The following is a 22,107-nucleotide window of genomic DNA, read 5'->3' on the forward strand; positions in this document are numbered from 1 at the left end:
GGCGGGCGCTTTTCTGGTGAGCCGGGGAGTGTAGGCGAGTCTAGGTGGCAACCCGGGGTGTGTCAACGCTCTTATGTCTTATATAAGACATCTTTCAAATGGGCGTGGACGCAAACCGGGCGCCTGTGTTGCAATTCCGGACATGGCCACGTCGACGTCCGCCCCTGTTGCTGTCCGCCCTGCGGAAGGCGAGGCCGACGGCCCGGCGTTCAGCCCCCTCTACCAGCAGATCAAGTCGCTCCTGACCCGCAGCCTTCAGAGCGGCGAGTGGAAGCCGGGCGAGGCCATCCCGAGCGAGATGGAGCTGGCGGCCCGCTTCAAGGTGAGCCAGGGCACGGTGCGCAAGGCCATCGACGCCTTGGCCGACGAAAACCTCGTGGTGCGGCGCCAGGGCAAGGGGACTTTCGTGGCCACGCACGCCGAGGAGAAGATCCAGTACCGCTTCCTGCGGCTGATGCCCGACGATGGCCAGCCCGGTGGCGCGCAGCGGCGCTTCATCGACTGCCGCCGCATGCGTGCGCCAGCCGACGTGGCCCGTGCGCTCGAGTTGAAGGCGGGCGACATGGCCGTGCAGGTGCGTCGCGTTCTGCACTTCCACGGCTCGCCGGTGGTGCTGGACGACATCTGGCTCAACGGCACCCTCTTCAAGGGCCTCACCGCCGAACGCCTGAGCGAATACCAGGGGCCGATGTATGGCCTCTTCGAGACGGAATTCGGCGTGCGCATGATCCGCGCCGAAGAGCAGTTGCGTGCGGTGGCCGCCGATGCCGGCGCCGCCGAGCTGTTGCAAGTCCCGCTGGGCGCACCCTTGCTCAGCGTGGAGCGGCTGTCGCGCACCTATGGCGACAAGCCGGTGGAGCTGCGCCGTGGGCTGTACAACACCCAGGCGCATTACTACCGGAATGAATTGAGCTAGGACCGAAGGCAGGGCGATCCGCGACGCAGAAATCATGCCGCTTGGGTGAAACCCTGCTGCGTTGCAATAAACTCCGAAAGTTTCTACAGGATTACAGGTTGGGTATGGCAGAGACCACAGCGAAGCAAAGACCCGGCGCCAACATGCGCCTCATCGAAGCCACGCAGTACCGGCTTCCCCCGGCGGCCGTGGTGTCGATCCTTCATCGCGTGAGCGGCATTCTGATGTTCGTGCTGCTGCCGTTCGTCATCTGGCTGCTCGACAAGAGCCTCACCTCCGAAGTGAGCTACAGCGCGTTCACGAGCGTCTTCGTGAGCGGCTTGTGGGTCTTCCCGGCCATCCTCGTCAAGCTCGTTGTGCTGGCCCTGATCTGGGCTTACCTGCACCACTTCATCGCCGGCCTGCGCCATCTGTGGATGGACGCCACGCACTCGGTGTCGAAGGAATTCGGCCGCAGTTCCGCGCTCGTGACGCTGGGCGTGAGCATCGTGCTCACACTGGCCCTCGGTTTCAAGCTCTTTTTCTGATCAAGAACATGACGACTCCGAACTACGGTTCCAAGCGCACGGTGGTCGGTGCGCACTATGGCTTGCGCGACTGGCTCGCGCAGCGCGTCACCGCCGTGCTGATGGCGCTCTTCACGCTGGTGTTGATCGTCCAGGTGCTGCTGCCGGGCCGCATGGGCTACGACAAGTGGGCCGGCATCTTCTCCAGCCAGTGGATGAAGTTCCTGACCTTCGTGACCATCGTCGCGTTGGCCTACCACGTGTGGGTGGGCATCCGTGACGTGCTGATGGACTACGTGAAGCCTGTGGGCGTGAAGCTCGCGTTGCAAGTGGCCACACTGGTGTGGCTGGTGGGCTGTGCCGGCTGGGCCATCCAAGTGCTGTGGAGACTGTGAACGTGAGCGCATCGATTGCAAAGAGAAAGTTCGACGTCGTGATCGTCGGGGCCGGTGGCTCCGGCATGCGCGCGTCGCTGCAGCTGGCCCAGGCCGGCCTGAACGTGGCCGTGCTGTCCAAGGTCTTCCCGACCCGCTCGCACACCGTCGCCGCGCAAGGCGGCATCGGCGCCTCGCTCGGCAACATGAGCGAAGACAACTGGCACTACCACTTCTTCGACACGGTGAAGGGCTCCGACTGGCTCGGCGACCAGGACGCCATCGAGTTCATGTGCCGTGAAGCGCCGAAGGTCGTCTACGAGCTCGAGCACTTTGGCATGCCGTTCGACCGCAACCCCGACGGCACCATCTACCAGCGCCCGTTCGGCGGCCACACCGCCAACTACGGAGAGAAGCCCGTGCAGCGCGCCTGCGCCGCGGCCGATCGCACCGGCCACGCGATGCTGCACACGCTTTACCAGCAGAACGTCAAGGCCCGCACCCACTTCTTCGTGGAGTGGATGGCGCTCGACCTGATCCGCGACGCCGAGGGCGACGTGGTGGGCGTCACCGCGCTCGAGATGGAAACCGGCGACCTGCACATCCTGGAAGCCAAGACCGTGCTGCTCGCCACGGGCGGAGCAGGGCGCATCTTCGCGGCCAGCACCAATGCCTTCATCAACACCGGCGACGGCCTGGGCATGGCGGCGCGCGCCGGCATCCCGCTGGAAGACATGGAGTTCTGGCAGTTCCACCCGACCGGCGTGGCCGGCGCGGGCGTGCTGCTGACCGAAGGTTGCCGCGGGGAAGGCGCGATCCTGCGCAACAGCAACGGCGAGCGCTTCATGGAGCGTTATGCCCCGACGCTGAAGGACCTGGCACCGCGCGACTTCGTCTCGCGCTGCATGGACCAGGAGATCAAGGAAGGCCGCGGCTGTGGTCCCAACAAGGACTACGTGGTGCTCGACATGACCCATCTGGGCGCCGAGACCATCATGAAGCGCCTGCCGTCGGTCTTCGAGATCGGCCACAACTTCGCCAACGTCGACATCACCAAGGAACCGATCCCGGTGGTGCCGACCATCCACTACCAGATGGGCGGCATCCCGACCAACATTCACGGCCAGGTCGTGGTGCCGAAGGATGGCAACCCCAACGCGGTGGTCAACGGCCTGTACGCGGTGGGCGAATGCTCCTGCGTGAGCGTGCACGGCGCCAACCGGCTCGGCACCAACTCGCTCCTCGACCTGCTGGTGTTCGGCCGCGCGGCCGGCAACCACATCGTCGAGAGCGGCCTCAAGGCCAAGTCGCACAAGCCGCTGCCGGCCGATGCGGCCGACTACACGCGCTCGCGCCTGTCCAAGTTCGAAAGCAGCACCTCCGGCGAATACGCCCAGGACGTCGCCAACGACATCCGCGCGGCCATGCAGCAGCATGCCGGGGTGTTCCGCACCCAGTCGTCGATGGACGAGGGTGTCGTGAAGATCAAGGCCATCGCCGAGCGTGTGAAGGGCATCCACCTGGCCGACAAGTCCAAGGTGTTCAACACCGCCCGCATCGAGGCGCTGGAAGTCGAGAACCTGATCGAGGCGGCGCTGGCCACCATGGTCTCGGCCGCTGCCCGCAAGGAGAGCCGCGGCGCCCACACCGTGAACGACTACGGTGACTCCACCGAATTCCCGAACGGCCGCAACGACAAGGTGTGGATGAAGCACACCCTCTGGTATTCGGATGGCAACCGCCTCGACTACAAGCCGGTGAACCTGAAGCCGCTCACCGCCGAATCGATCCCGCCCAAGGTCCGCTCGTTCTGAGCCCGCCGCAGGAACAGACATGACGAAGAGAACTTTCCAGATCTACCGCTACGACCCCGACACCGACGCAAAGCCGCGCATGCAGACGATCGAGGTCGAACTCGACGGCTCCGAGCGCATGCTGCTCGACGCGCTGATGAAGCTGAAGGCAGTCGACCCGTCGTTGAGCTTCCGCCGCTCGTGCCGCGAAGGCGTGTGCGGGTCCGACGCGATGAACATCAATGGCAAGAACGGCCTGGCCTGCCTGACCAACATGCGCACGCTGCCGGATGTCGTGATCCTTAAGCCGCTGCCCGGCCTGCCGGTCATCCGTGACCTGATCGTCGACATGACGCAGTTCTTCACCCAGTACAACTCGATCAAGCCGTACCTGGTGAACGACACCATGCCGCCCGAGAAGGAGCGCCTGCAGTCGCCGGAAGAGCGCGAAGAGCTCAACGGCCTCTATGAGTGCATCCTGTGCGCGAGCTGCTCCACCAGTTGCCCGAGTTTCTGGTGGAACCCCGACAAGTTCGTGGGCCCGGCCGGCCTGCTGCAGGCCTACCGCTTCATCGCCGACAGCCGCGACCAGGCCACAGGCGAGCGTCTCGACAACCTTGAAGACCCGTACCGCCTGTTCCGCTGCCACACCATCATGAACTGCGTCGACGTCTGCCCCAAGGGCCTGAACCCGACCAAGGCGATCGGCAAGATCAAGGAATTGATGGTTCGCCGCGCCGTTTGATCCACACTGATCCGACATGCAGACCCTGATCGACGAACGGGCCCTCTCCAAGCTGCGCTGGCGCTGCCGCCGCGGCTTGCTGGAGAACGACCTCTTCGTCGAGCGCTTCTTCAAGCGCCAAGGGGCGGCCATCACCGAAGGGCAGGCCCAGGGCTTGCTCGCGCTGATGGACCTATCGGACAACGACCTGCTGGACCTGCTGCTGGCCCGCAAGGAGCCCGAAGGCGAGTTGCAGCGAGATGAAGTATTCGAAGTGCTCAGGCTGATGCGTGCCCCAACGCAAGGCATTGGCAACCACTGAGCCGTGTGATTTCCAAGACTCTCAAGAAGGAACGCCCATGACCCCCTCCGACGTGAAAGCCACCCTGTCGTTCTCGGACGGCAGCCCCGCCATGGACCTGCCCGTCTACAAGGGCACCGTCGGGCCGGATGTGATCGACATCCGCAAGCTCTACGCCCAGACCGGCAAGTTCACCTACGACCCGGGCTTCCTGTCGACGGCCTCCTGCCAGTCGAACATCACTTACATCGACGGTGACAAGGGCGAGCTGCTGTACCGCGGCTACCCCATCGAGCAACTGGCCACCAACTGCGACTACCTCGAGACCTGCTATCTGCTGCTGAAGGGCGAACTGCCCAACGCCACGCAGAAGGACGACTTCGTGAAGACGGTGACCCGTCACACGATGGTCAACGAGCAGATGCAGTTCTTCCTGCGCGGCTTCCGCCGTGACGCCCACCCGATGGCCGTCATGACGGGCTTGGTGGGCGCGCTGTCGGCCTTCTATCACGACAGCACCGACATCAATAACCCGCAGCACCGCGAGATCGCGGCGATCCGCCTGATCGCCAAGATGCCGACGCTCGTAGCCATGGCCTACAAGTACGGTATCGGCCAGCCTTACATCTACCCGCGCAACGACCTCTCGTACGCCGGCAACTTCATGCGCATGATGTTCGCTACCCCGTGCGAAGAGTACGAGCCGAACGACGTGCTCGTGCGCGCGATGGACCGCATCTTCATCCTGCACGCCGACCACGAGCAGAACGCCTCGACCTCGACCGTGCGTCTGTGCGGCTCGTCTGGCACCAACCCGTTCGCCGCCATCGCGGCCGGCGTGGCCTGCCTGTGGGGCCCCGCCCACGGCGGCGCCAACGAAGCGGCGCTCAACATGCTGGAAGACGTGCAGAAGATGGGCGGCGTCGAGAAGATCGGCGAGTTCATCAAGCAGGTGAAGGACAAGAACTCCGGCATCAAGCTGATGGGCTTCGGCCACCGGGTCTACAAGAACTACGACCCGCGCGCCAAGCTGATGCGCGAGACCTGCCACGAAGTGCTGGGGGCCCTGGGCCTGCAGAACGACCCGCTGTTCAAGCTGGCCATGGCGCTCGAGAAGATCGCGCTGGAAGACGAATACTTCGTCGCCCGCAAGCTCTACCCGAACGTCGACTTCTACTCCGGCATCGTGCAGCGCGCGATCGGCATTCCGGTGAGCCTCTTCACCGCGATCTTTGCGCTGGCCCGCACGGTCGGCTGGATCGCCCAGCTGAACGAGATGATTTCGGACCCCGAGTACAAGATCGGCCGTCCGCGTCAGCTATTCGCCGGTGCCACTTCGCGCGACGTCAAACCCATTGCACAGCGCGCCTAACGCCGGAAAAGCGCTCGCTTTGCACGCAGACCCCGGCCTTAGCGCCGGGGTTTTTGCATCTGAACGCCTAAAATCTCACTCTTTTCGCCCGAACGCCAACTAGGTAGCCATGGGACGCACGCTGTACGACAAGATCTGGGACGAGCACGTCGTCCACACCGAGGAAGACGGCACCGCCGTCCTCTACATCGACCGCCATCTCGTGCATGAAGTGACGAGCCCGCAGGCGTTCGAGGGCCTGGACCTGGCCAACCGCAAGGTCTGGCGCATCTCGGCCAACCTGGCGGTCAGCGACCACAACGTGCCGACCACCGACCGCTCGCACGGCATCGCCGACCCGATCTCGCGCCTGCAGGTCGAGACGCTCGACAAAAACTGCGACCGTGTCGGCATCACGCAGTTCAAGATGAACGACAAGCGCCAGGGCATCGTCCACGTGATCGGCCCGGAGCAGGGCGCCACGCTGCCGGGCATGACGGTCGTCTGCGGTGATTCCCACACCTCCACGCACGGTGCCTTCGGCGCGCTGGCGCACGGCATCGGCACCAGCGAAGTCGAGCACGTGCTGGCCACGCAGACGCTTCTTGCGCGCAAGGCGAAGAACCTGCTCATCAAGGTGGAAGGCACGCTGCCCAAGGGTTGCGGCGCCAAGGACATCGTGCTGGCCATCATCGGCAAGATCGGCACGGCCGGCGGCACGGGTTACACGATTGAGTTCGCAGGCTCCGCCATCCGTGCGCTCAGCATGGAAGGCCGCATGACGGTGTGCAACATGGCCATCGAGGCGGGTGCGCGCGCCGGCCTAATCGCCGTCGACGACACGACCATCAACTACGTGCAGGGCCGCCCGTTCTCACCCACCGGCGTGGTGCTGGAGCAGGCGATTGCCTACTGGCGCACGCTGCATTCCGATGCCGATGCGAAGTTCGACCGTGTGGTCGAGCTGGACGCCAGCGAGATCCGCCCGCAGGTCACCTGGGGCACCTCGCCGGAGATGGTGCTGTCGATCGAAGACCGCGTGCCCGATCCCGACCGCGAGAAGGACGCGAACAAGCGCGGCGCGATAGAACGTGCGCTGACCTACATGGCGCTCGAGCCCAACAAGCCGATCGCCGACATCCGCATCGACAAGGTCTTCATCGGCTCGTGCACCAACTCGCGCATCGAAGACATGCGCGAAGCGGCGGCCGTGGTGAAGCGCCTGGGCAAGCGCATCGCGTCGAACGTGAAGCTTGCGCTCGTGGTGCCGGGTTCGGGCCTCGTGAAGGAACAGGCCGAAAAGGAAGGGCTGGACAAGGTCTTCACCGCCGCCGGCTTCGAATGGCGCGAGCCGGGCTGCTCGATGTGCTTGGCCATGAACGCCGACCGGCTGGAGCCGGGCGAGCGCTGCGCGTCCACCTCCAACCGAAACTTCGAAGGGCGCCAGGGCGCGGGTGGCCGCACCCACCTCGTGAGCCCGGCGATGGCCGCCGCGGCCGCGATCGAAGGCCACTTCGTCGACGTGCGTCGCATCGCTTAAGGACCGAGACCATGCAAGCCTTCAAGCTCCACAAGGGTCTCGTCGCTCCGCTCGACCGCGAGAACGTCGACACCGACGCGATCATTCCGAAGCAGTTCCTGAAGTCGATCAAGAAGTCGGGCTTCGGTCCGAACCTCTTCGACGAATGGCGCTATCTGGACCATGGGGAGCCGGGTCAGGACCCAAGCACCCGCAAGCCGAACCCCGACTTCGTGCTGAATCAGCCGCGTTACCAGGGGGCCTCGATCCTGCTGACGCGTCAGAACTTCGGCTGCGGCTCGTCGCGTGAGCATGCGCCGTGGGCGCTCGACCAGTACGGCTTCCGCGCCATCCTCGCGCCGAGCTACGCCGACATCTTCTTCAACAACAGCTTCAAGAACGGCCTCTTGCCGATCGTGCTGCCCGAGTCGGCGATCAACCAGCTCTTCGACGAGGTGAACGCCTTCGTCGGCTACCAGCTCACGATCGACCTGGAGCGCCAGGTCGTGGCCAAGCCCGATGGCGCTGAGATTCCGTTCGAGATCGCCTCGTTTCGCAAGTACTGCCTCATCAACGGCTTCGATGACATCGGCCTCACGCTGCGCCATGCCGACAAGATCAAGGCGTTCGAGGCCGAGCGCCTGCTGACCAAGCCTTGGCTCGCCAAGACCATCTGACCCTGACGACGACAACATGAAGATCGCGATCCTGCCCGGCGACGGCATCGGCACCGAAATCGTGGCCGAGGCCCTGAAGGCGCTTGCCTGCCTCGACCTCAAGTTCGAGATGGAAGAGGCCAAGGTCGGCGGTGCGGCCTACGAGGCACACGGCCACCCGTTGCCGGAGCACACGCTGAAGCTGGCCAAGGAGGCCGACGCGGTGCTGTTCGGCGCCGTAGGCGACTGGAAGTACGACAAGCTCGACCGGCCGCTGAGACCCGAGCAGGCCATCCTCGGACTGCGCAAGAACCTCGAGCTCTTCGCCAACTTCCGCCCCGCGATCTGCTACGAAGAGCTGACGCATGCGTCCTCGCTCAAGCCCGAAATCGTGGCGGGCCTGGACATTCTCATCATCCGTGAGCTCACCGGCGACATCTACTTCGGCCAGCCGCGCGGCCGCCGCTCGTCGCCCGATGGCGCGTTCAAGGGCGCCGACGAAGCCTTCGACACCATGCGCTACTCGCGCCCGGAGATCGAGCGCATCGCACACGTCGCCTTCCAGGCCGCACGCAAGCGCAACAAGAAGGTGCTGAGCGTCGACAAGGCCAACGTGCTGGAAACCTTCCAGTTCTGGCGTGACGTGGTGACCGAGGTGCATGCCCAGTACCCCGACGTGGAGCTGGAGCACATGTACGTCGACAACGCCGCGATGCAGCTCGTGAAGCAGCCGAAGCGCCTCGACGTGATCGTCACCGGCAACATGTTCGGCGACATCCTGAGCGATGAAGCGGCGATGCTCACGGGCTCGATCGGCATGCTGCCCTCGGCCTCGCTCAATGCGAAGAACCAGGGCCTGTACGAGCCCAGCCATGGCTCGGCACCCGACATCGCGGGCAAGGGGATCGCGAACCCGCTCGCCACGATTCTTTCGGCCGCGATGATGCTGCGCTTCAGCCTGAACCAGGAAGGCGCAGCGCAGCGCATCGAGGCTGCCGTCAAGGCGGTGCTGGCGAAAGGCCTGCGCACCGCCGATATTTACAGCGCCGGCACCACCAAGGTCGGCACCAAGGAGATGGGCGACGCTGTGGTCGCCCATCTGAAAGCGCAGGGCTGATCCCTGTCCCGCGTTTTCAGATCAAACACTTTCACAGACGATAGGAATCAAGATGGCTACGAGATTGGTCGGCCTGGTGGGCTGGCGAGGCATGGTGGGTTCGGTCCTGATGGACCGCATGCAGGCGGAGAACGACTTCGCGCTGATCGAGCCGGTGTTCTTCAGCACCAGCAACGTCGGCGGCAAGGCGCCTGCGCAAGCGAAGAACGAGACCACGCTCCAAGACGGCTTCAACATCGACGCGCTCAAGCGCTGCGACATCATCATCACCGCCCAGGGCGGTGACTACACCACTGAGGTCTACCCGAAGCTGCGCGCCGCCGGCTGGAACGGCCACTGGATCGACGCCGCCTCCACGCTGCGCATGAAGGATGACGCGGTCATCATCCTCGACCCGGTCAACATGCCGGTGATCAAGAACTCACTCGCCAAGGGCGGCAAGAACTGGATCGGCGGCAACTGCACCGTGAGTTGCATGCTGATGGGCGTGGGCGCGCTGTACAAGGCCGGCCTCGTCGAGTGGATGAGCACGCAGACCTACCAGGCCGCATCGGGCGGCGGTGCGCAGCACATGCGCGAGTTGCTCACGCAGTACGGCACGCTCAACGCCGAAGTGAAGGCTCTGCTCGACGACCCGAAGAGCGCCATCCTCGAGATCGACCGCAAGGTCATCGCCAAGCAGCGCAGCCTGACCGAAGCCGAGACGGCCAACTTCGGCGTGCCGCTCGGCGGCAGCCTGATTCCCTGGATCGACAAGGACCTGGGCAACGGCATGTCCAAGGAAGAGTGGAAGGGCATGGCCGAGACCAACAAGATCATGGGCATGGGCGAAGGCTTCGGCACGCCCGCGGTGCCGGTCGATGGCTTCTGTGTGCGTGTGGGCGCGATGCGCTGCCACAGCCAGGCCCTGACCTTCAAGCTGAAGAAGGATGTGCCGCTCGCCGACATCGAGCAGATGATCGCCAACGACAACGCCTGGGTGAAATATGTGCCCAACACCCGCGAAGACACGTTGCGTGATCTCACGCCGGTGGCGGTGACTGGCACGATGACCATTCCGGTCGGCCGCGTGCGCAAGCTCGCGATGGGGCCGGAGTACCTCGGCGCCTTCACCATCGGCGACCAGCTCTTGTGGGGCGCTGCCGAGCCGCTGCGCCGCATGCTGCGCATCCTGCTCGACGCGTGACCAGATGGACGCAGGCCCTTGTCCCGCGTTGCGGAACCGCCACAAGGACCTGCTCCTGAACCCTTTGATCGGCTTTGCCGGCGAATGTCAGGCAAAGCATGAGCTTGTCTTTGTATCTCGTTGATGTTATTGTGATTTCTACCTTTATCGGTTGAAAGCGCCCTAAAAGCCCGTGGCTCGCGTCAACAACAACTCCGAAAGCAGTGGGGCTCGCTCGGTTCCACCCCCTTCCTACTGGGAGACGCCTTGAAAAGAAACTCGCTGTACACAGGGCGATTCGCTCTGACCGGAGCGGCCTTCGCCGCGATGTGCCTCATTGCCTCGAACGCGCAAGCGCTCGGCTTGGGGCGCCTGAACGTGCAGTCGGCGTTGGGCGAAACCCTGAAGGCCGAGATCGAGGTGACGAGCCTCACGCCCGAGGAGGCGTCGAACTTCAACGTTCGCGTGGCGCCGCCCGAGTCGTACCGCGCCGCAGGCGTCGACTACAACGCCGTGCTTCCTGGCACGCAGGTCGTGCTGCAGCGCCGGCCCGACGGGCGCTCGGTGCTCACGCTGTCGAGCGACCGCGCGGTGCAGGAGCCCTTCGTGGATGTGATCCTCGAGATCACCTGGTCCACCGGCCGCTTGGTGCGCGAGTACACCTTGCTGCTGGACCCGCCGTCCACACGCGTGGCGGCAGCCCCGGTGCCCCCGGCCGCGCCCACGACGGCCCCGGTCATCACGCCGGCTCCTGCGGCGCCTGCCACTGCTCCCTCGTCCGAGCCAGTGCGCCGCACATCGCCGACGCCGCGCGCCACGGCGCCGGCACCGTCGGCCGAGCCCGCTGAACCTCGCAAACCTGCCGTCGCCCGCGCCCCCGCCGCAGCAGTGCCGTCCGGCGAAGCGCTTGGTGTCGACGAGTACAAGGTAAAGCCGGGCGACACCCTCTCGCGCATTGCGGGTCGCACGCAACGACCGGGTGTCTCGCTCGACCAGATGCTGGCCTCGTTGTACCAGGCCAACCCCGACGCGTTCGTCAACAGCAACATGAACCGGCTGAAGTCGGGCGTGGTGCTGAGCGTGCCGTCTGCCGACAGCGCAAAGGCCATCACCCCGGCCGAAGCTCGCCAGATGATCCAGGCGCAGAGCGCCGACTTCGGAACCTACCGTCAGCGTCTCGCCTCGGCGGCGCCCGCCGCACCCGCCGACGCGCCGTCGCGTCAGGCGGGTGGCAAGGTGCAGTCGTCGGTCGAAGACCGCAAGGCTTCTGCGGCGCCCACGCCTGACAAGCTCACGCTCAGCAAGGGCACGGCCGGCAAGGCATCGGGCCCTGAAGATCGCCTGTCTAAAGAGCGCGAGAAGAAGGACGCCAGCGCGCGCGTGGCCGAACTCTCGAAGAACGTCGAGGAACTGAGGAAGCTGTCGAGCGCTTCGGCAGCAGCCGGTGGCAAGGCACCTGCACCGGCGCCTGCTGTGACGGCTCAAGCGCCTGCGGTGAAGCCTCCGGTGGCTCTGCCGACTCCGCCCGTGGCGCCGGCCAAGCCGGTTGCGCCGCCCCCGCCGCCGCCTCCACCTCCCCCCCCGCCGCCTCCACCGCCGCCGCCCCCGGTTGCACCGCCGCCACCCGCTCCGGCTCCTGCTCCCGCGGTCGTCGCAGCGCCGGCCTCCGCACCCGAGGTAACAGCGTCGGCTCCAGCCGTGGTGGCCGCGGCATCTGCTGCGAGTGTGGCTGCGGCCAGCGCGCCGATGGTGGCTGCGTCGCGCCCCACACCTCGCCCGCCCGTGGCCGCCCCGGCTGCTGAGCCGCAGGGGCTGTTCGCATCGCTGCTCGAAGACAACCCACTGGTGCTGGCCGCAGGTGCTGCGCTCATCGCGCTGCTGGCTGGCTTCGGCATCTACCGCTTCACCAAGCGCGCGAAGAAGGACAGCGGCGAGACCTCGTTCCTCGAAAGCCGCCTGCAGCCTGACTCGTTCTTCGGCGCCAGCGGTGGCCAGCGCATCGACACACGCGATGCGGGTGGCGCCTCGTCGTCGATGAGCTACTCGCTGAGCCAACTCGACGCCATCGGTGACGTAGACCCGGTCGCCGAGGCCGACGTCTACCTCGCCTATGGCCGCGACCTGCAGGCCGAGGAAATCCTCAAGGAGGCGATGCGCGCGAGCCCCGAGCGCCTGGCCATCCGCACCAAGTTGCTGGAGGTCTACGCCAAGCGCCGTGACACCAAGGGCTTCGAGCTCCTGGCCACGCAGCTCTACGGTTTGACTGGCGGCCAGGGCGAGGATTGGAGCAAGGCCCAGGAAATCGGCCTGCAGATCGACCCCGAGAATCCGCTCTACCAGCCGGGTGGCAAGCCCGCCGCGGTGGAAGGTGAAGGTCGTCCGTCTGCCGAGCTGCTGGGTGCGAGCACGATGCCGCAGTCGGTGCTGCCGTCGCCCTCGGAGTTCGGCGCCAGCGGAAATTCGGGCAGCGGTTTCGACACCACGGGTGGTGGCGGGCTCGACCTCGATCTCGACCTGGGAGGGGCTGCCGAGGCCGCTCCCGCGCCGGCCGCGCGTCTCGATGAGCGCACGCAGCCCGTGCCCGTGCCGCCGCCGGCCCCGGCCGCGGCGCCGGCCTTCGACGCCATGAGCTTCAACCTGCCCCCGGTGCCCGCGCCGCCTCCTGCCCCGGCTTCGCAGTCGATGGACTTCGACCTCGGCAGCATCTCGCTCGACCTCGGCGACGAGAGCACGATTGCCCAGCCCAAGGCCGCACAACCCGCTGGTGACGATTTCGCCACCATCGACCTTGGCGAACCCGCTGACGACGGCGCCGACCCGATCGCACGGAAGCTCGAACTGGCGGAGGAGTTCCGCCAGATCGGCGACATGGAAGGTGCGCGCGATCTGCTGCAGGAAGTGGTGGCCAAGTCCAGCGGCGCGGTGAAGAACCGTGCCCAGGCCATGCTCAACGAACTGGGTTGATCCGTTCGAGAGGGCGTGCCGCTTTGCAGTGGCACGCTGACGTGACATGAGGCTGGCTCTGGGCGTTGCGTACCGGGGCCAGGCCTATGCCGGGTGGCAAAGCCAGCCGGGCGGGAACACGGTGCAAGACCACCTCGAATCGGCGCTGTCGCAGTTCGCGGCCGTGTCGATTCGCACTTTGTGCGCGGGCCGCACCGATGCGGGCGTGCACGGGCTCAACCAGGTCGTGCACCTGGACGCTCCGGTCGATCGCGAGCAGTTCTCCTGGGTCCGCGGGACCAACCGCTACCTGCCTCCCGACATCGCGGTGCAGTGGTGTCGCGCGGTCGGCGACGATTTCCACGCCCGCAACAGCGCGCGGGGCCGGCGTTATGCCTACGTGCTGCTCGAATCGCCGGTGCGGCCTGCCATTGAGCAGGGCGCCGCTGGGTGGGTGTTCCGGCCGCTGCAAGCGGAGTCCATGCGAGAAGCGGCGCAGGTGCTGATCGGTGAACACGACTTCAGCAGCTTCCGATCGGCCGAATGCCAGGCGGCGTCGCCGGTCAAGGAGCTTCGATCGATCGACATCACCCGGCGCGGTGCCTATTGGCGCTTCGACTTCGACGGTTCAGCCTTTCTTCACCACATGGTGCGCAACATCATGGGCTGCCTGATCGCCGTCGGTTCGGGCCAGCGCCCGGCAGACTGGATGAGCGACGTGCTTGCGGCGCGCTCGCGCGACGCTGCGGCGCCCACCTTTGCCGCCGCGGGCTTGTACTTCGTCGGGCCGTACTACGATGCCACTCTCGACCTCCCGGCCCACACGCCGGCGATCGACTGGCTTCCTCACGCTTGAGCCACGCATGAGCACTCGCACCCGAATCAAGATCTGCGGCCTGACCCGCGAAGCCGACCTCGACGCTGCCGTCGCAGCGGGCGCCGACGCCGTCGGCTTCGTGCTGTATGCCAAGAGCCCGCGCCATGTGAGCACCGACCGCGCAGCGGCTCTCGCCGCCCGTTTGCCGCCCTTCGTCACGCCGGTGGTCTTGCTCGTCAATGCGGCGCCAGACGAGATCGAGCGGGCGGTAGAGGCCATCCCCAACCTCATGCTGCAGTTCCACGGCGACGAAACCCCGGGCCAATGCCGCGAAGCCGGCAGGCCTTTCCTGCGGGCGGCGCGCATGGCGCCAGGCTTCGATTTGTTAGACTTCGCAGCCCAGTATCCCCACGCCCAAGGCCTGTTGCTCGACGCCCATGTCGAAGGCTATGGCGGCAGCGGAAAGGTTTTCGATTGGTCTCAAATTCCACCAAACGTGCCCCGTCCAGTCGTTTTGTCTGGTGGGTTGCATGCCGGAAATGTGGCCCAAGGGATTCTTCAGGTACGGCCCTCGGCCGTTGACGTCAGTTCCGGCGTCGAGGCTGCCAAAGGCATCAAGGATGCCGCGGCGATACGCCGGTTTTGCGAGGCCGTCCGCGATGCGGATGCGCGCATCGCAGACTCAGCCACCTGAAAGCGAGACACATCATGTTGAAGTACGACCAGCCCGATGCCCGCGGGCATTTCGGACCCTATGGCGGCACCTTCGTCGCCGAAACCCTGATCCACGCGCTCGACGAACTCAACGCCGCCTATGAAGCGGCGCGCAAGGACCCGGCATTCATCGCCGAGTTCGAATACGAGCTCAAGCACTTCGTCGGCCGCCCGAGCCCGGTCTACCACGCGGCCCGCCTGAGCCGCGAACTCGGTGGCGCGCAGATCTACCTCAAGCGCGAAGACCTGAACCACACCGGTGCGCACAAGGTCAACAACACCATTGGGCAGGCCTTGCTCGCCCGGCGCATGGGCAAGCCGCGTGTGATCGCCGAGACAGGCGCCGGCCAGCACGGCGTGGCCACGGCCACCATCTGCGCACGCTACGGCATGGAATGCGTGGTCTACATGGGCAGCGAGGACGTGAAGCGCCAGTCGCCCAACGTGTACCGCATGCACCTGCTCGGCGCCCGCGTGGTGCCGGTCGAAAGCGGCTCCAAGACCTTGAAAGATGCGCTCAACGAAGCGATGCGCGACTGGGTCACCAACATCGAAAACACGTTCTACATCATCGGCACCGTGGCCGGCCCGCACCCGTATCCGGCGATGGTCCGCGACTTCCAGCGTGTGATCGGCGACGAATGCCTGGTGCAGATGCCCGAGATGGCAGGCCGCCAGCCCGACGCGGTGATCGCAGCCGTCGGCGGCGGCTCCAATGCGATGGGCATCTTCTACCCCTACATCCCGCACGAGGAAACGCGGCTGATCGGCGTCGAAGCCGCAGGGCAGGGGCTCGACTCGGGCAAGCACTCGGCCAGCCTGTCGAAGGGCTCGCCCGGCGTCCTCCACGGCAACCGCACCTACCTCCTGCAAGATGACAACGGCCAGATCACCGAGACGCACTCCATCTCGGCCGGCCTCGACTACCCCGGCGTCGGCCCCGAGCATGCGTACCTGAAGGACATCGGCCGTGCCGAGTACGTCGGTATCACCGATGAGGAAGCGCTCCAGGCCTTCCACCGCCTGTGCCGCACCGAAGGCATCATCCCGGCGCTTGAGTCGTCGCACGCCGTGGCGCAGGCCATCAAGATGGCGCCGACGATGCAGCCGGACCAGCACCTTCTCGTGAACCTCTCTGGGCGTGGCGACAAGGACATCGGCACGGTGGCCGACCTCTCCGGCGCCGAATACTTCGACCGCCCCTCGCAGGCCGGTCGCACGGTGAAGGGGGCCAAATGAGCCGCATCCAGAGCGTGTTCGCCGCGCTGAAGGCGCAAGGCCGCAAGGCGCTGATCCCCTACGTGATGGCAGGCGACCCGTACCCCGATGCCACCGTCGAGGTGTTGCTCGCGATGGCCAAGGCGGGCGCCGACGTCATCGAATTCGGCGTGCCGTTCTCCGACCCGATGGCCGACGGTCCGGTGATCCAGGCGGCGGGTGAGCGTGCCTTGGCCAAGGGCATCGGCCTGCCACAGGTGCTCGAGTTCGTGCGCCAGTTCCGCCGCAGCAACGACACCACGCCCATCGTGCTGATGGGCTACGCCAACCCGATCGAACGCTACAACCAGCGCCTGGGCGAGGGCGCCTTCGTGCGTGACGTCAAGGCGGCAGGCGTCGACGGCGTGCTGGTGGTCGACTACCCGCCCGAGGAATGCGAAGCCTTCGCCGCGCAGATGCGGGCCGCCGAGCTCGACCCGATCTTCCTGCTCGCGCCCACCTCCACCGAAGCGCGCATCAAGGACGTCGCCCGCATCGCCACCGGCTTCGTCTACTACGTGTCGCTGAAGGGCGTGACCGGTTCCGGCGCGATCGACACGCGCTCCGTTGCCGACAACCTGCCCCGCATCCGTGAGCATGTGAAAGTGCCCGTCGGCGTGGGTTTCGGTATACGAGACGCCGAGACGGCCAAGGTGGTCGGAGCCGTTTCGGATGCCGTCGTGATCGGCGCCCGCATCGTGAGCCTGCTTGAAACTCAAACGCGCGACAATGTCGCTTCTGCCGGCGCGGCGTTCATCGCCGAAATCCGCGCGGCCCTCGATTCCCTGAAAGGAGTTCCCGCATGAGTTGGCTTGAAAAACTGCTGCCTCCGAAGATCCAGCAGACCGACCCGGCCGAGCGGCGCACCGTCCCCGAAGGTTTGTGGATCAAGTGCCCCTCGTGTGAGACGGTGCTCTACAAGAACGACCTCGAGCAAAACCTCAACGTCTGCCCCAAGTGCGCCCACCACCACCGCATCGGTGCCCGTGCGCGCCTCAACGCCTTCCTCGACGGTGAAGGCCGCTACGAGATCGGCCAGGAAGTGGTGCCGGTCGACGCGCTCAAGTTCAAGGATAGCAAGCGTTACCCCGAGCGCCTCAAGCAGGCGATGGAAACCACCGGCGAGACCGATGCGCTCGTGGTGATGGGCGGCGCGCTGCACACCATTCCCGTGGTGGCAGCCTGCTTCGAGTTCGACTTCATGGGCGGCTCGATGGGCTCGGTGGTCGGCGAGCGCTTCGTGCGTGGCGTCGAGATGGCCGTCGAGCAGAAGGTGCCCTTCATCAGCTTCACCGCCACCGGCGGTGCGCGCATGCAGGAAGGCTTGTTGAGCCTGATGCAGATGGCGAAGACCAACGCCGCCCTCACGCACCTCGCGAAGAGCAAGCTGCCGTACATCAGCGTGCTGTGTGACCCGACGATGGGTGGCGTGTCGGCCAGCTTCGCGTTCATGGGTGACATGGTGATCGCCGAACCGAAGGCGCTGATCGGCTTTGCCGGCCCGCGTGTGATTGCCGACACCGTGCGCGAGAAGCTGCCGGAGGGCTTCCAGCGTGCCGAGTTCCTGATGCAGACCGGCGCCATCGACGCCATCGTCGACCGACGCGAGTTGCGTGGCGTGATCGCCAAGTCGATTGCGATGCTGCAGCGGCAAAGCGCCGACGCGGTGGCCTGAGCGTCCAAGCGTCACAACGACAAGGGCGGCCTCGGCCGCCCTTGTGCATTCCAAACCTTCCTTCATCCCATGACCCTGCCCACCACGCTGGCCGAATGGCTCGACCACTGCGAGCGACTGCACCCCAAGAACATCGACATGGGCCTCGCGCGCAGCGAGGAGATGAAGCGCCGCCTCGCGCTCGAGTTCAAGGTGCCGGTCATCACCGTTGCGGGGACGAACGGCAAAGGCTCCACCTGCACGATGATCGAGTCGATCGGCCTGCACGCGGGCTACAAGGTCGGTCTCTACATCAAGCCGCACTTCGTGCACTTCGAGGAACGCTGCCGCGTGAACGGGTCGATGGTGTCGGCAGACGATCTGCTGCCGCATTTCGAAGCGGTGGAAAAGGCCCGCGGTGACATGCCGCTGACCTATTTCGAGTTCACGAGCCTCGCCATCTTCCGGCTGCTTTCGATGGCCGAGCTCGACCTGGTGATCCTCGAGGTCGGCCTGGGTGGCCGGCTCGACACGGTGAACGTGATCGACACTGATTGCGCCGTCATCACGAGCATCGCACTCGACCACATGGAATACCTCGGCCCCGACCGCGAGGCGATCGGCCGCGAGAAGGCCGCGATCATGCGGCCGGGCAAGCCGGCGATCTTCAGCGACCCGGTGCCACCGGCCAGCGTGGGCGAGTACGCGAAGAGCATCGGTGCCGACCTGTGGCAGATCGGTGTCGACTTCAACTTCGCTGGCGACAAGCAGCAATGGGGTTGGGCCGGCCGTGGGCGTCGTTACGCGGGGCTCGCGTATCCATCGCTCCGCGGTGCCAACCAGTTGCTGAACGCATCGGGTGCCATCGCCGCATTCGAAGCCTTGCGCGATCGTTTGCCGATCAACGCGCAGGCCATTCGCAGTGGCTTGGCCACGCTCGAGTTGCCGGGCCGCTTCCAGATCGTGCCGGGCCAGCCCACGCTGGTGCTCGACGTGGCCCACAACCCGCATGCGGTGGGCGCACTTTTCGAGAATCTCGACCAGATGGGCTTCTTCCCGCGCACCCACGCGGTGTTCGGTGTGATGGCCGACAAGGACATGGCGGCCATCCTCACGCGCATGGCGCCGTTGGTCGACCGCTGGTACTTCTGCGACCTGCCGATTCCGCGCGCAGCCCCTGCGCAGCAGCTCGCTGACCTGTACCGTGCGCTGGCGCTCAAGGGCCCGGGCCCGGTCACGACGTCCATGCATGCGAACCCGTCGGAGGCGTTGCGTGCGGCCGTCGCCGCAGCAGACCCCACTGATAGAATCGTGGCCTTCGGCTCGTTCTACACCGTGGGCGGCGTGCTCAAAGATGGCCTGCCTCGGTTGTCTGCCAAGCACCTCAGCTGATCTGCATCCGTCAGGCCCTCGTGGCCTCCGAAGCTCGACCTCCATCGAGCCACTTCGAACCAGCACTGCATGGGTCTGCTGTCATTTCTGAAGCGCAAGTCTGGTGAACCCACCGCGAGGCCGGTGGGTGTGCCCGAGTCGACCGATTCGGTGCAACAAGCCCGCACACGGGCGCGCCAACGGCTCGTCGGGGCGGTGGTCCTCGTGGCCGCGGGGGTGATCGGGTTCCCGTTGCTCTTCGAGACGCAGCCGCGGCCCTTGCCGGGCGACACGCCGATCGAGATCGCTCGCAACGGCGGCACATCCGCCGCAGCACCGACACGCACCACGCCGGCCCCTCGGGCGACAACTGCGTTGCCGCCGCCTGCCGTCATCACCGAGACGCCGGCAGAAGCGGGCCGTGAGGTGGCTGCGGCCTCCGCAGTGCCGCCGCCAGTTCCTGCGCCCCAGCCTGAACCGAAGCCCGAGCCCAAGCCGGTGGAGCCGAAGCCGGCTCCGGAGCCCAAACCAGCACCCAAGCCGGAAGCCAAGCCCGCGGAAAGCGCCCGCGCACAGGCGCTGCTCGAGGGCAAGGCGGCGGCCCCCAAGCCCGCCACTGCGGCCGATGGCCGTTTCATCGTGCAGGTCGGCGCCTTCTCCGAAGTCACGGCCGCGCGTGAAGCCCGCCAGAAGGTCGAAAAGCTCGGCCTCAAGACTTACACGCAAGTGGTCGAGACCTCCAGCGGCAAGCGCATCCGCGTGCGTGTCGGGCCGTTCGCCACGCGCGACGAAGCGGAGAAAGCGTCCGCCAGGATCAAGTCGGCCGGACTTGGCTCGGCGGTCTACACCCTCTGACACCACAGGCCATGCAATGGGTGGATCTCGCCATGCTGGGCATCCTGGCGATCTCGGTGATCGTGGGGTTGGTGCGGGGCTTCGTGTTCGAGGTGCTGTCGCTCGTGGGCTGGCTCGTGGCCTATCTGGTGGCGCGCTGGTTCGCGGTCGACGTGGCGGTGCACATTCCCATCGGCAAGCCGGGCGCGGCCACCAATCATGCGGTGGGCTTCGTGCTCCTGTTCATCGCGGCGCTGCTGCTGTGGGCCATTGCCTCGCGCTTGCTGCGCTTCCTGATCCATGCGTCGCCGTTGAGCATTCCCGACCGTGGGCTGGGCGCCGCCTTCGGCCTCTTGCGCGGCCTGGTGCTGCTCATGGCGGCGGCGACCGTGATCACCGTCACGCCCCTGGCGAAAACACCTGCCTGGCGGGCCTCGCGAGGTGCACAGTGGCTGCATTCGGCCGTGGACGGCTTGCGTCCACTGCTTCCGTCCCAACTTTCGAACCATCTCCCGAACCACGTGCCAGCCTCGTCGGGCAGGTCACGTTGACTCCCAAGGATTTCTGATCATGTGCGGCATCGTCGGTGTCATCTCCAAGAGCCCGGTCAACCAGCTGATCTATGACGCGCTGCTGCTGCTGCAGCACCGTGGGCAAGACGCCGCCGGCATCGTCACGATGCAGGGCACCAAGTGCTTCATGCACAAGGCGCGCGGCATGGTGCGCGACGTGTTCCGCACCCGCAACATGCGGGCGTTGCCAGGCCCGGTGGGCCTCGGCCAGGTGCGCTACCCGACGGCGGGCAACGCCTACAGCGAAGAAGAAGCGCAGCCCTTCTACGTGAATGCGCCCTTCGGCATCGTGCTCGTGCACAACGGCAACCTGACCAACGCCCTGGCGCTGAAGGAGGAGCTCTTCGCCATCGACCGCCGCCACATCAACACCACCAGCGACACCGAGGTGCTGATCAACGTGCTGGCCCATGAGCTGGAGCGCGCCGCACGCAATCTGCCGCTCACGCCTGATGAGATCTTCAAGGCCGTGAGTGCGGTTCACAAGCGCATCAAGGGTTCGTATGCGGTGGTGGCGTTGATCGCCGGGCATGGCCTCCTGGCCTTCCGCGACCCATTTGGCATCCGCCCGCTGGTCTTCGGCGAGAGCGTGACGGCCGATGGCCGCGAAGTGATGGTCGCGAGCGAATCGGTCGCCATCGAAGGCACCGGGCATACCGTTACGCGCGATGTGGCCCCCGGCGAGGCGATCTTCATCGACCTCGAAGGCCAGGTGCATGCGAAGCAGTGCGCCGATGCGCCCACGCTCAACCCCTGCATGTTCGAGTTCGTCTACCTCGCGCGGCCCGATTCGGTGATGGATGGCATCTCGGTCTACCAGGCCCGCCTCAACATGGGCGAGACGCTGGCACAGCGTGTGATTTCCACCATCAGGCCTAACGAGATCGATGTGGTGATCCCGATTCCGGAGTCGAGCCGTCCTTCGGCGATGCAATTGGCACAGAAGCTCGGCAAGCCCTACCGCGAAGGTTTCGTGAAGAACCGCTACGTGGGCCGCACCTTCATCATGCCGGGGCAGGGCATGCGCAAGAAGTCGGTGCGCCAGAAGCTCAACACCATCGGCATGGAGTTCAAGGGCCGCAACGTGCTGCTGGTCGACGACTCCATCGTGCGCGGCACCACCTCGAAGGAGATTGTGCAGATGGCGCGCGATGCCGGCGCCCGCAAGGTCTACATGGCCTCGGCCGCACCGCCGGTGCGCTTCCCCAACGTGTACGGCATAGACATGCCGACGAAGGAAGAGCTGATCGCCCACAACCGCAGCATCGAAGAGATTCGCGAGTTCATTGGCGCCGATGCGCTGATCTACCAGGACGTGGATGCGATGAAGAAGGTCGTGGGTGCGCTCAACGGCAAGCTCAGCGGCTTCGAGGCTTCCTGCTTCGATGGCCACTACGTGACGGGTGATGTGTCCAGCGCCGATTTCGATGCGATGGCCGCACAGCGCTCGTCGCAACCTGAAGAAGAAGAGGGCAACGACCGCACGCGGCTGGCCCTGCAAAGCGCTAACGAGCGCTCGTGAA

The 22,107-nt window shown here is 65.8% G+C and carries 21 protein-coding genes; all 21 read left to right on the top strand.

The annotated features are described in order from the left end of the window. Nucleotides 1-142: 142 nt before the first annotated feature. The 21 genes from RXV79_RS08880 (at nucleotide 143) to purF (ending at nucleotide 22,106) form a co-directional block, all read left to right on the top strand. Nucleotides 143-916, top strand: a complete 774-nt coding sequence (locus RXV79_RS08880; protein WP_316703069.1) for a GntR family transcriptional regulator — start codon at nucleotides 143-145, stop codon at nucleotides 914-916. A 104-nt stretch (nucleotides 917-1,020) separates the two neighbouring features. After that, a complete protein-coding gene (gene sdhC, locus RXV79_RS08885) occupies nucleotides 1,021-1,443 on the top strand; it encodes a succinate dehydrogenase, cytochrome b556 subunit (RefSeq protein WP_316703070.1) in 423 nt (140 codons plus the stop codon). 8 nt (nucleotides 1,444-1,451) lie between these two features. After that, entirely contained in the window at nucleotides 1,452-1,817 is a 366-nt protein-coding gene (gene sdhD, locus RXV79_RS08890) for a succinate dehydrogenase, hydrophobic membrane anchor protein (protein WP_316703071.1), read from the top strand. A gap of 65 nt (nucleotides 1,818-1,882) precedes the next feature. Continuing rightward, a complete protein-coding gene (sdhA, locus tag RXV79_RS08895) occupies nucleotides 1,883-3,610 on the top strand; it encodes a succinate dehydrogenase flavoprotein subunit (protein ID WP_316704034.1) in 1,728 nt (575 codons plus the stop codon). Between the two features lie 19 nt (nucleotides 3,611-3,629). Further along, nucleotides 3,630-4,334, top strand: coding sequence for a succinate dehydrogenase iron-sulfur subunit (locus tag RXV79_RS08900; RefSeq protein ID WP_316703072.1), 705 nt, complete (start codon nucleotides 3,630-3,632; stop codon nucleotides 4,332-4,334). Nucleotides 4,335-4,350: 16 nt separating this feature from the next. Further along, complete coding sequence (locus RXV79_RS08905) at nucleotides 4,351-4,635, top strand: FAD assembly factor SdhE (protein WP_316703073.1); 285 nt, start codon at nucleotides 4,351-4,353, stop codon at nucleotides 4,633-4,635. Between the two features lie 37 nt (nucleotides 4,636-4,672). Next, the gene (gene gltA, locus RXV79_RS08910) at nucleotides 4,673-5,986 is read left to right on the top strand and encodes a citrate synthase (RefSeq protein WP_316703074.1); all 1,314 of its coding nucleotides are present in this window, start codon (nucleotides 4,673-4,675) and stop codon (nucleotides 5,984-5,986) included. 109 nt (nucleotides 5,987-6,095) lie between these two features. After that, nucleotides 6,096-7,505: a 3-isopropylmalate dehydratase large subunit gene (leuC, locus tag RXV79_RS08915; RefSeq protein WP_316703075.1), complete on the top strand. Its 1,410-nt coding sequence runs from the start codon at nucleotides 6,096-6,098 to the stop codon at nucleotides 7,503-7,505. Nucleotides 7,506-7,516: 11 nt separating this feature from the next. Beyond that, the gene (gene leuD / locus RXV79_RS08920; protein ID WP_316703076.1) at nucleotides 7,517-8,161 is read left to right on the top strand and encodes a 3-isopropylmalate dehydratase small subunit; all 645 of its coding nucleotides are present in this window, start codon (nucleotides 7,517-7,519) and stop codon (nucleotides 8,159-8,161) included. A gap of 16 nt (nucleotides 8,162-8,177) precedes the next feature. Then, complete coding sequence (gene leuB / locus RXV79_RS08925; protein ID WP_316703077.1) at nucleotides 8,178-9,257, top strand: 3-isopropylmalate dehydrogenase; 1,080 nt, start codon at nucleotides 8,178-8,180, stop codon at nucleotides 9,255-9,257. Between the two features lie 52 nt (nucleotides 9,258-9,309). Continuing rightward, nucleotides 9,310-10,443 carry an aspartate-semialdehyde dehydrogenase gene (gene asd, locus RXV79_RS08930; protein WP_316703078.1) on the top strand — a complete coding sequence of 378 codons (1,134 nt, stop codon included), beginning with the start codon at nucleotides 9,310-9,312 and terminating at the stop codon, nucleotides 10,441-10,443. Between the two features lie 306 nt (nucleotides 10,444-10,749). Continuing rightward, on the top strand, nucleotides 10,750-13,386 hold the full coding sequence (locus RXV79_RS08935; protein ID WP_316703079.1) for a motility hub landmark protein FimV: 2,637 nt from the start codon (nucleotides 10,750-10,752) through the stop codon (nucleotides 13,384-13,386). A gap of 46 nt (nucleotides 13,387-13,432) precedes the next feature. After that, nucleotides 13,433-14,221 carry a tRNA pseudouridine(38-40) synthase TruA gene (gene truA / locus RXV79_RS08940; protein WP_316703080.1) on the top strand — a complete coding sequence of 263 codons (789 nt, stop codon included), beginning with the start codon at nucleotides 13,433-13,435 and terminating at the stop codon, nucleotides 14,219-14,221. A gap of 7 nt (nucleotides 14,222-14,228) precedes the next feature. After that, the gene (locus RXV79_RS08945; RefSeq protein ID WP_316703081.1) at nucleotides 14,229-14,876 is read left to right on the top strand and encodes a phosphoribosylanthranilate isomerase; all 648 of its coding nucleotides are present in this window, start codon (nucleotides 14,229-14,231) and stop codon (nucleotides 14,874-14,876) included. A gap of 14 nt (nucleotides 14,877-14,890) precedes the next feature. Then, nucleotides 14,891-16,135, top strand: coding sequence for a tryptophan synthase subunit beta (gene trpB, locus RXV79_RS08950; RefSeq protein WP_316703083.1), 1,245 nt, complete (start codon nucleotides 14,891-14,893; stop codon nucleotides 16,133-16,135). Beyond that, nucleotides 16,132-16,959, top strand: coding sequence for a tryptophan synthase subunit alpha (trpA, locus tag RXV79_RS08955; RefSeq protein ID WP_316703085.1), 828 nt, complete (start codon nucleotides 16,132-16,134; stop codon nucleotides 16,957-16,959). The genes trpB and trpA overlap by 4 nt, the downstream gene beginning before the upstream one ends. Further along, complete coding sequence (accD, locus tag RXV79_RS08960) at nucleotides 16,956-17,828, top strand: acetyl-CoA carboxylase, carboxyltransferase subunit beta (RefSeq protein ID WP_316703087.1); 873 nt, start codon at nucleotides 16,956-16,958, stop codon at nucleotides 17,826-17,828. Before trpA ends, accD begins: the two co-directional genes overlap by 4 nt. A gap of 69 nt (nucleotides 17,829-17,897) precedes the next feature. After that, nucleotides 17,898-19,199 carry a bifunctional tetrahydrofolate synthase/dihydrofolate synthase gene (gene folC / locus RXV79_RS08965; RefSeq protein WP_316703089.1) on the top strand — a complete coding sequence of 434 codons (1,302 nt, stop codon included), beginning with the start codon at nucleotides 17,898-17,900 and terminating at the stop codon, nucleotides 19,197-19,199. Nucleotides 19,200-19,268: 69 nt separating this feature from the next. Then, entirely contained in the window at nucleotides 19,269-20,033 is a 765-nt protein-coding gene (locus tag RXV79_RS08970; RefSeq protein WP_316703091.1) for an SPOR domain-containing protein, read from the top strand. A gap of 11 nt (nucleotides 20,034-20,044) precedes the next feature. Further along, a complete protein-coding gene (locus RXV79_RS08975) occupies nucleotides 20,045-20,563 on the top strand; it encodes a CvpA family protein (protein WP_316703092.1) in 519 nt (172 codons plus the stop codon). Between the two features lie 19 nt (nucleotides 20,564-20,582). After that, nucleotides 20,583-22,106, top strand: coding sequence for an amidophosphoribosyltransferase (gene purF / locus RXV79_RS08980; RefSeq protein ID WP_316703093.1), 1,524 nt, complete (start codon nucleotides 20,583-20,585; stop codon nucleotides 22,104-22,106). The last annotated feature ends 1 nt before the right edge of the window (nucleotide 22,107 follow it).

This window comes from Piscinibacter gummiphilus (genome assembly GCF_032681285.1).
Lineage (GTDB): Bacteria > Pseudomonadota > Gammaproteobacteria > Burkholderiales > Burkholderiaceae_C > Rhizobacter > Rhizobacter gummiphilus_A.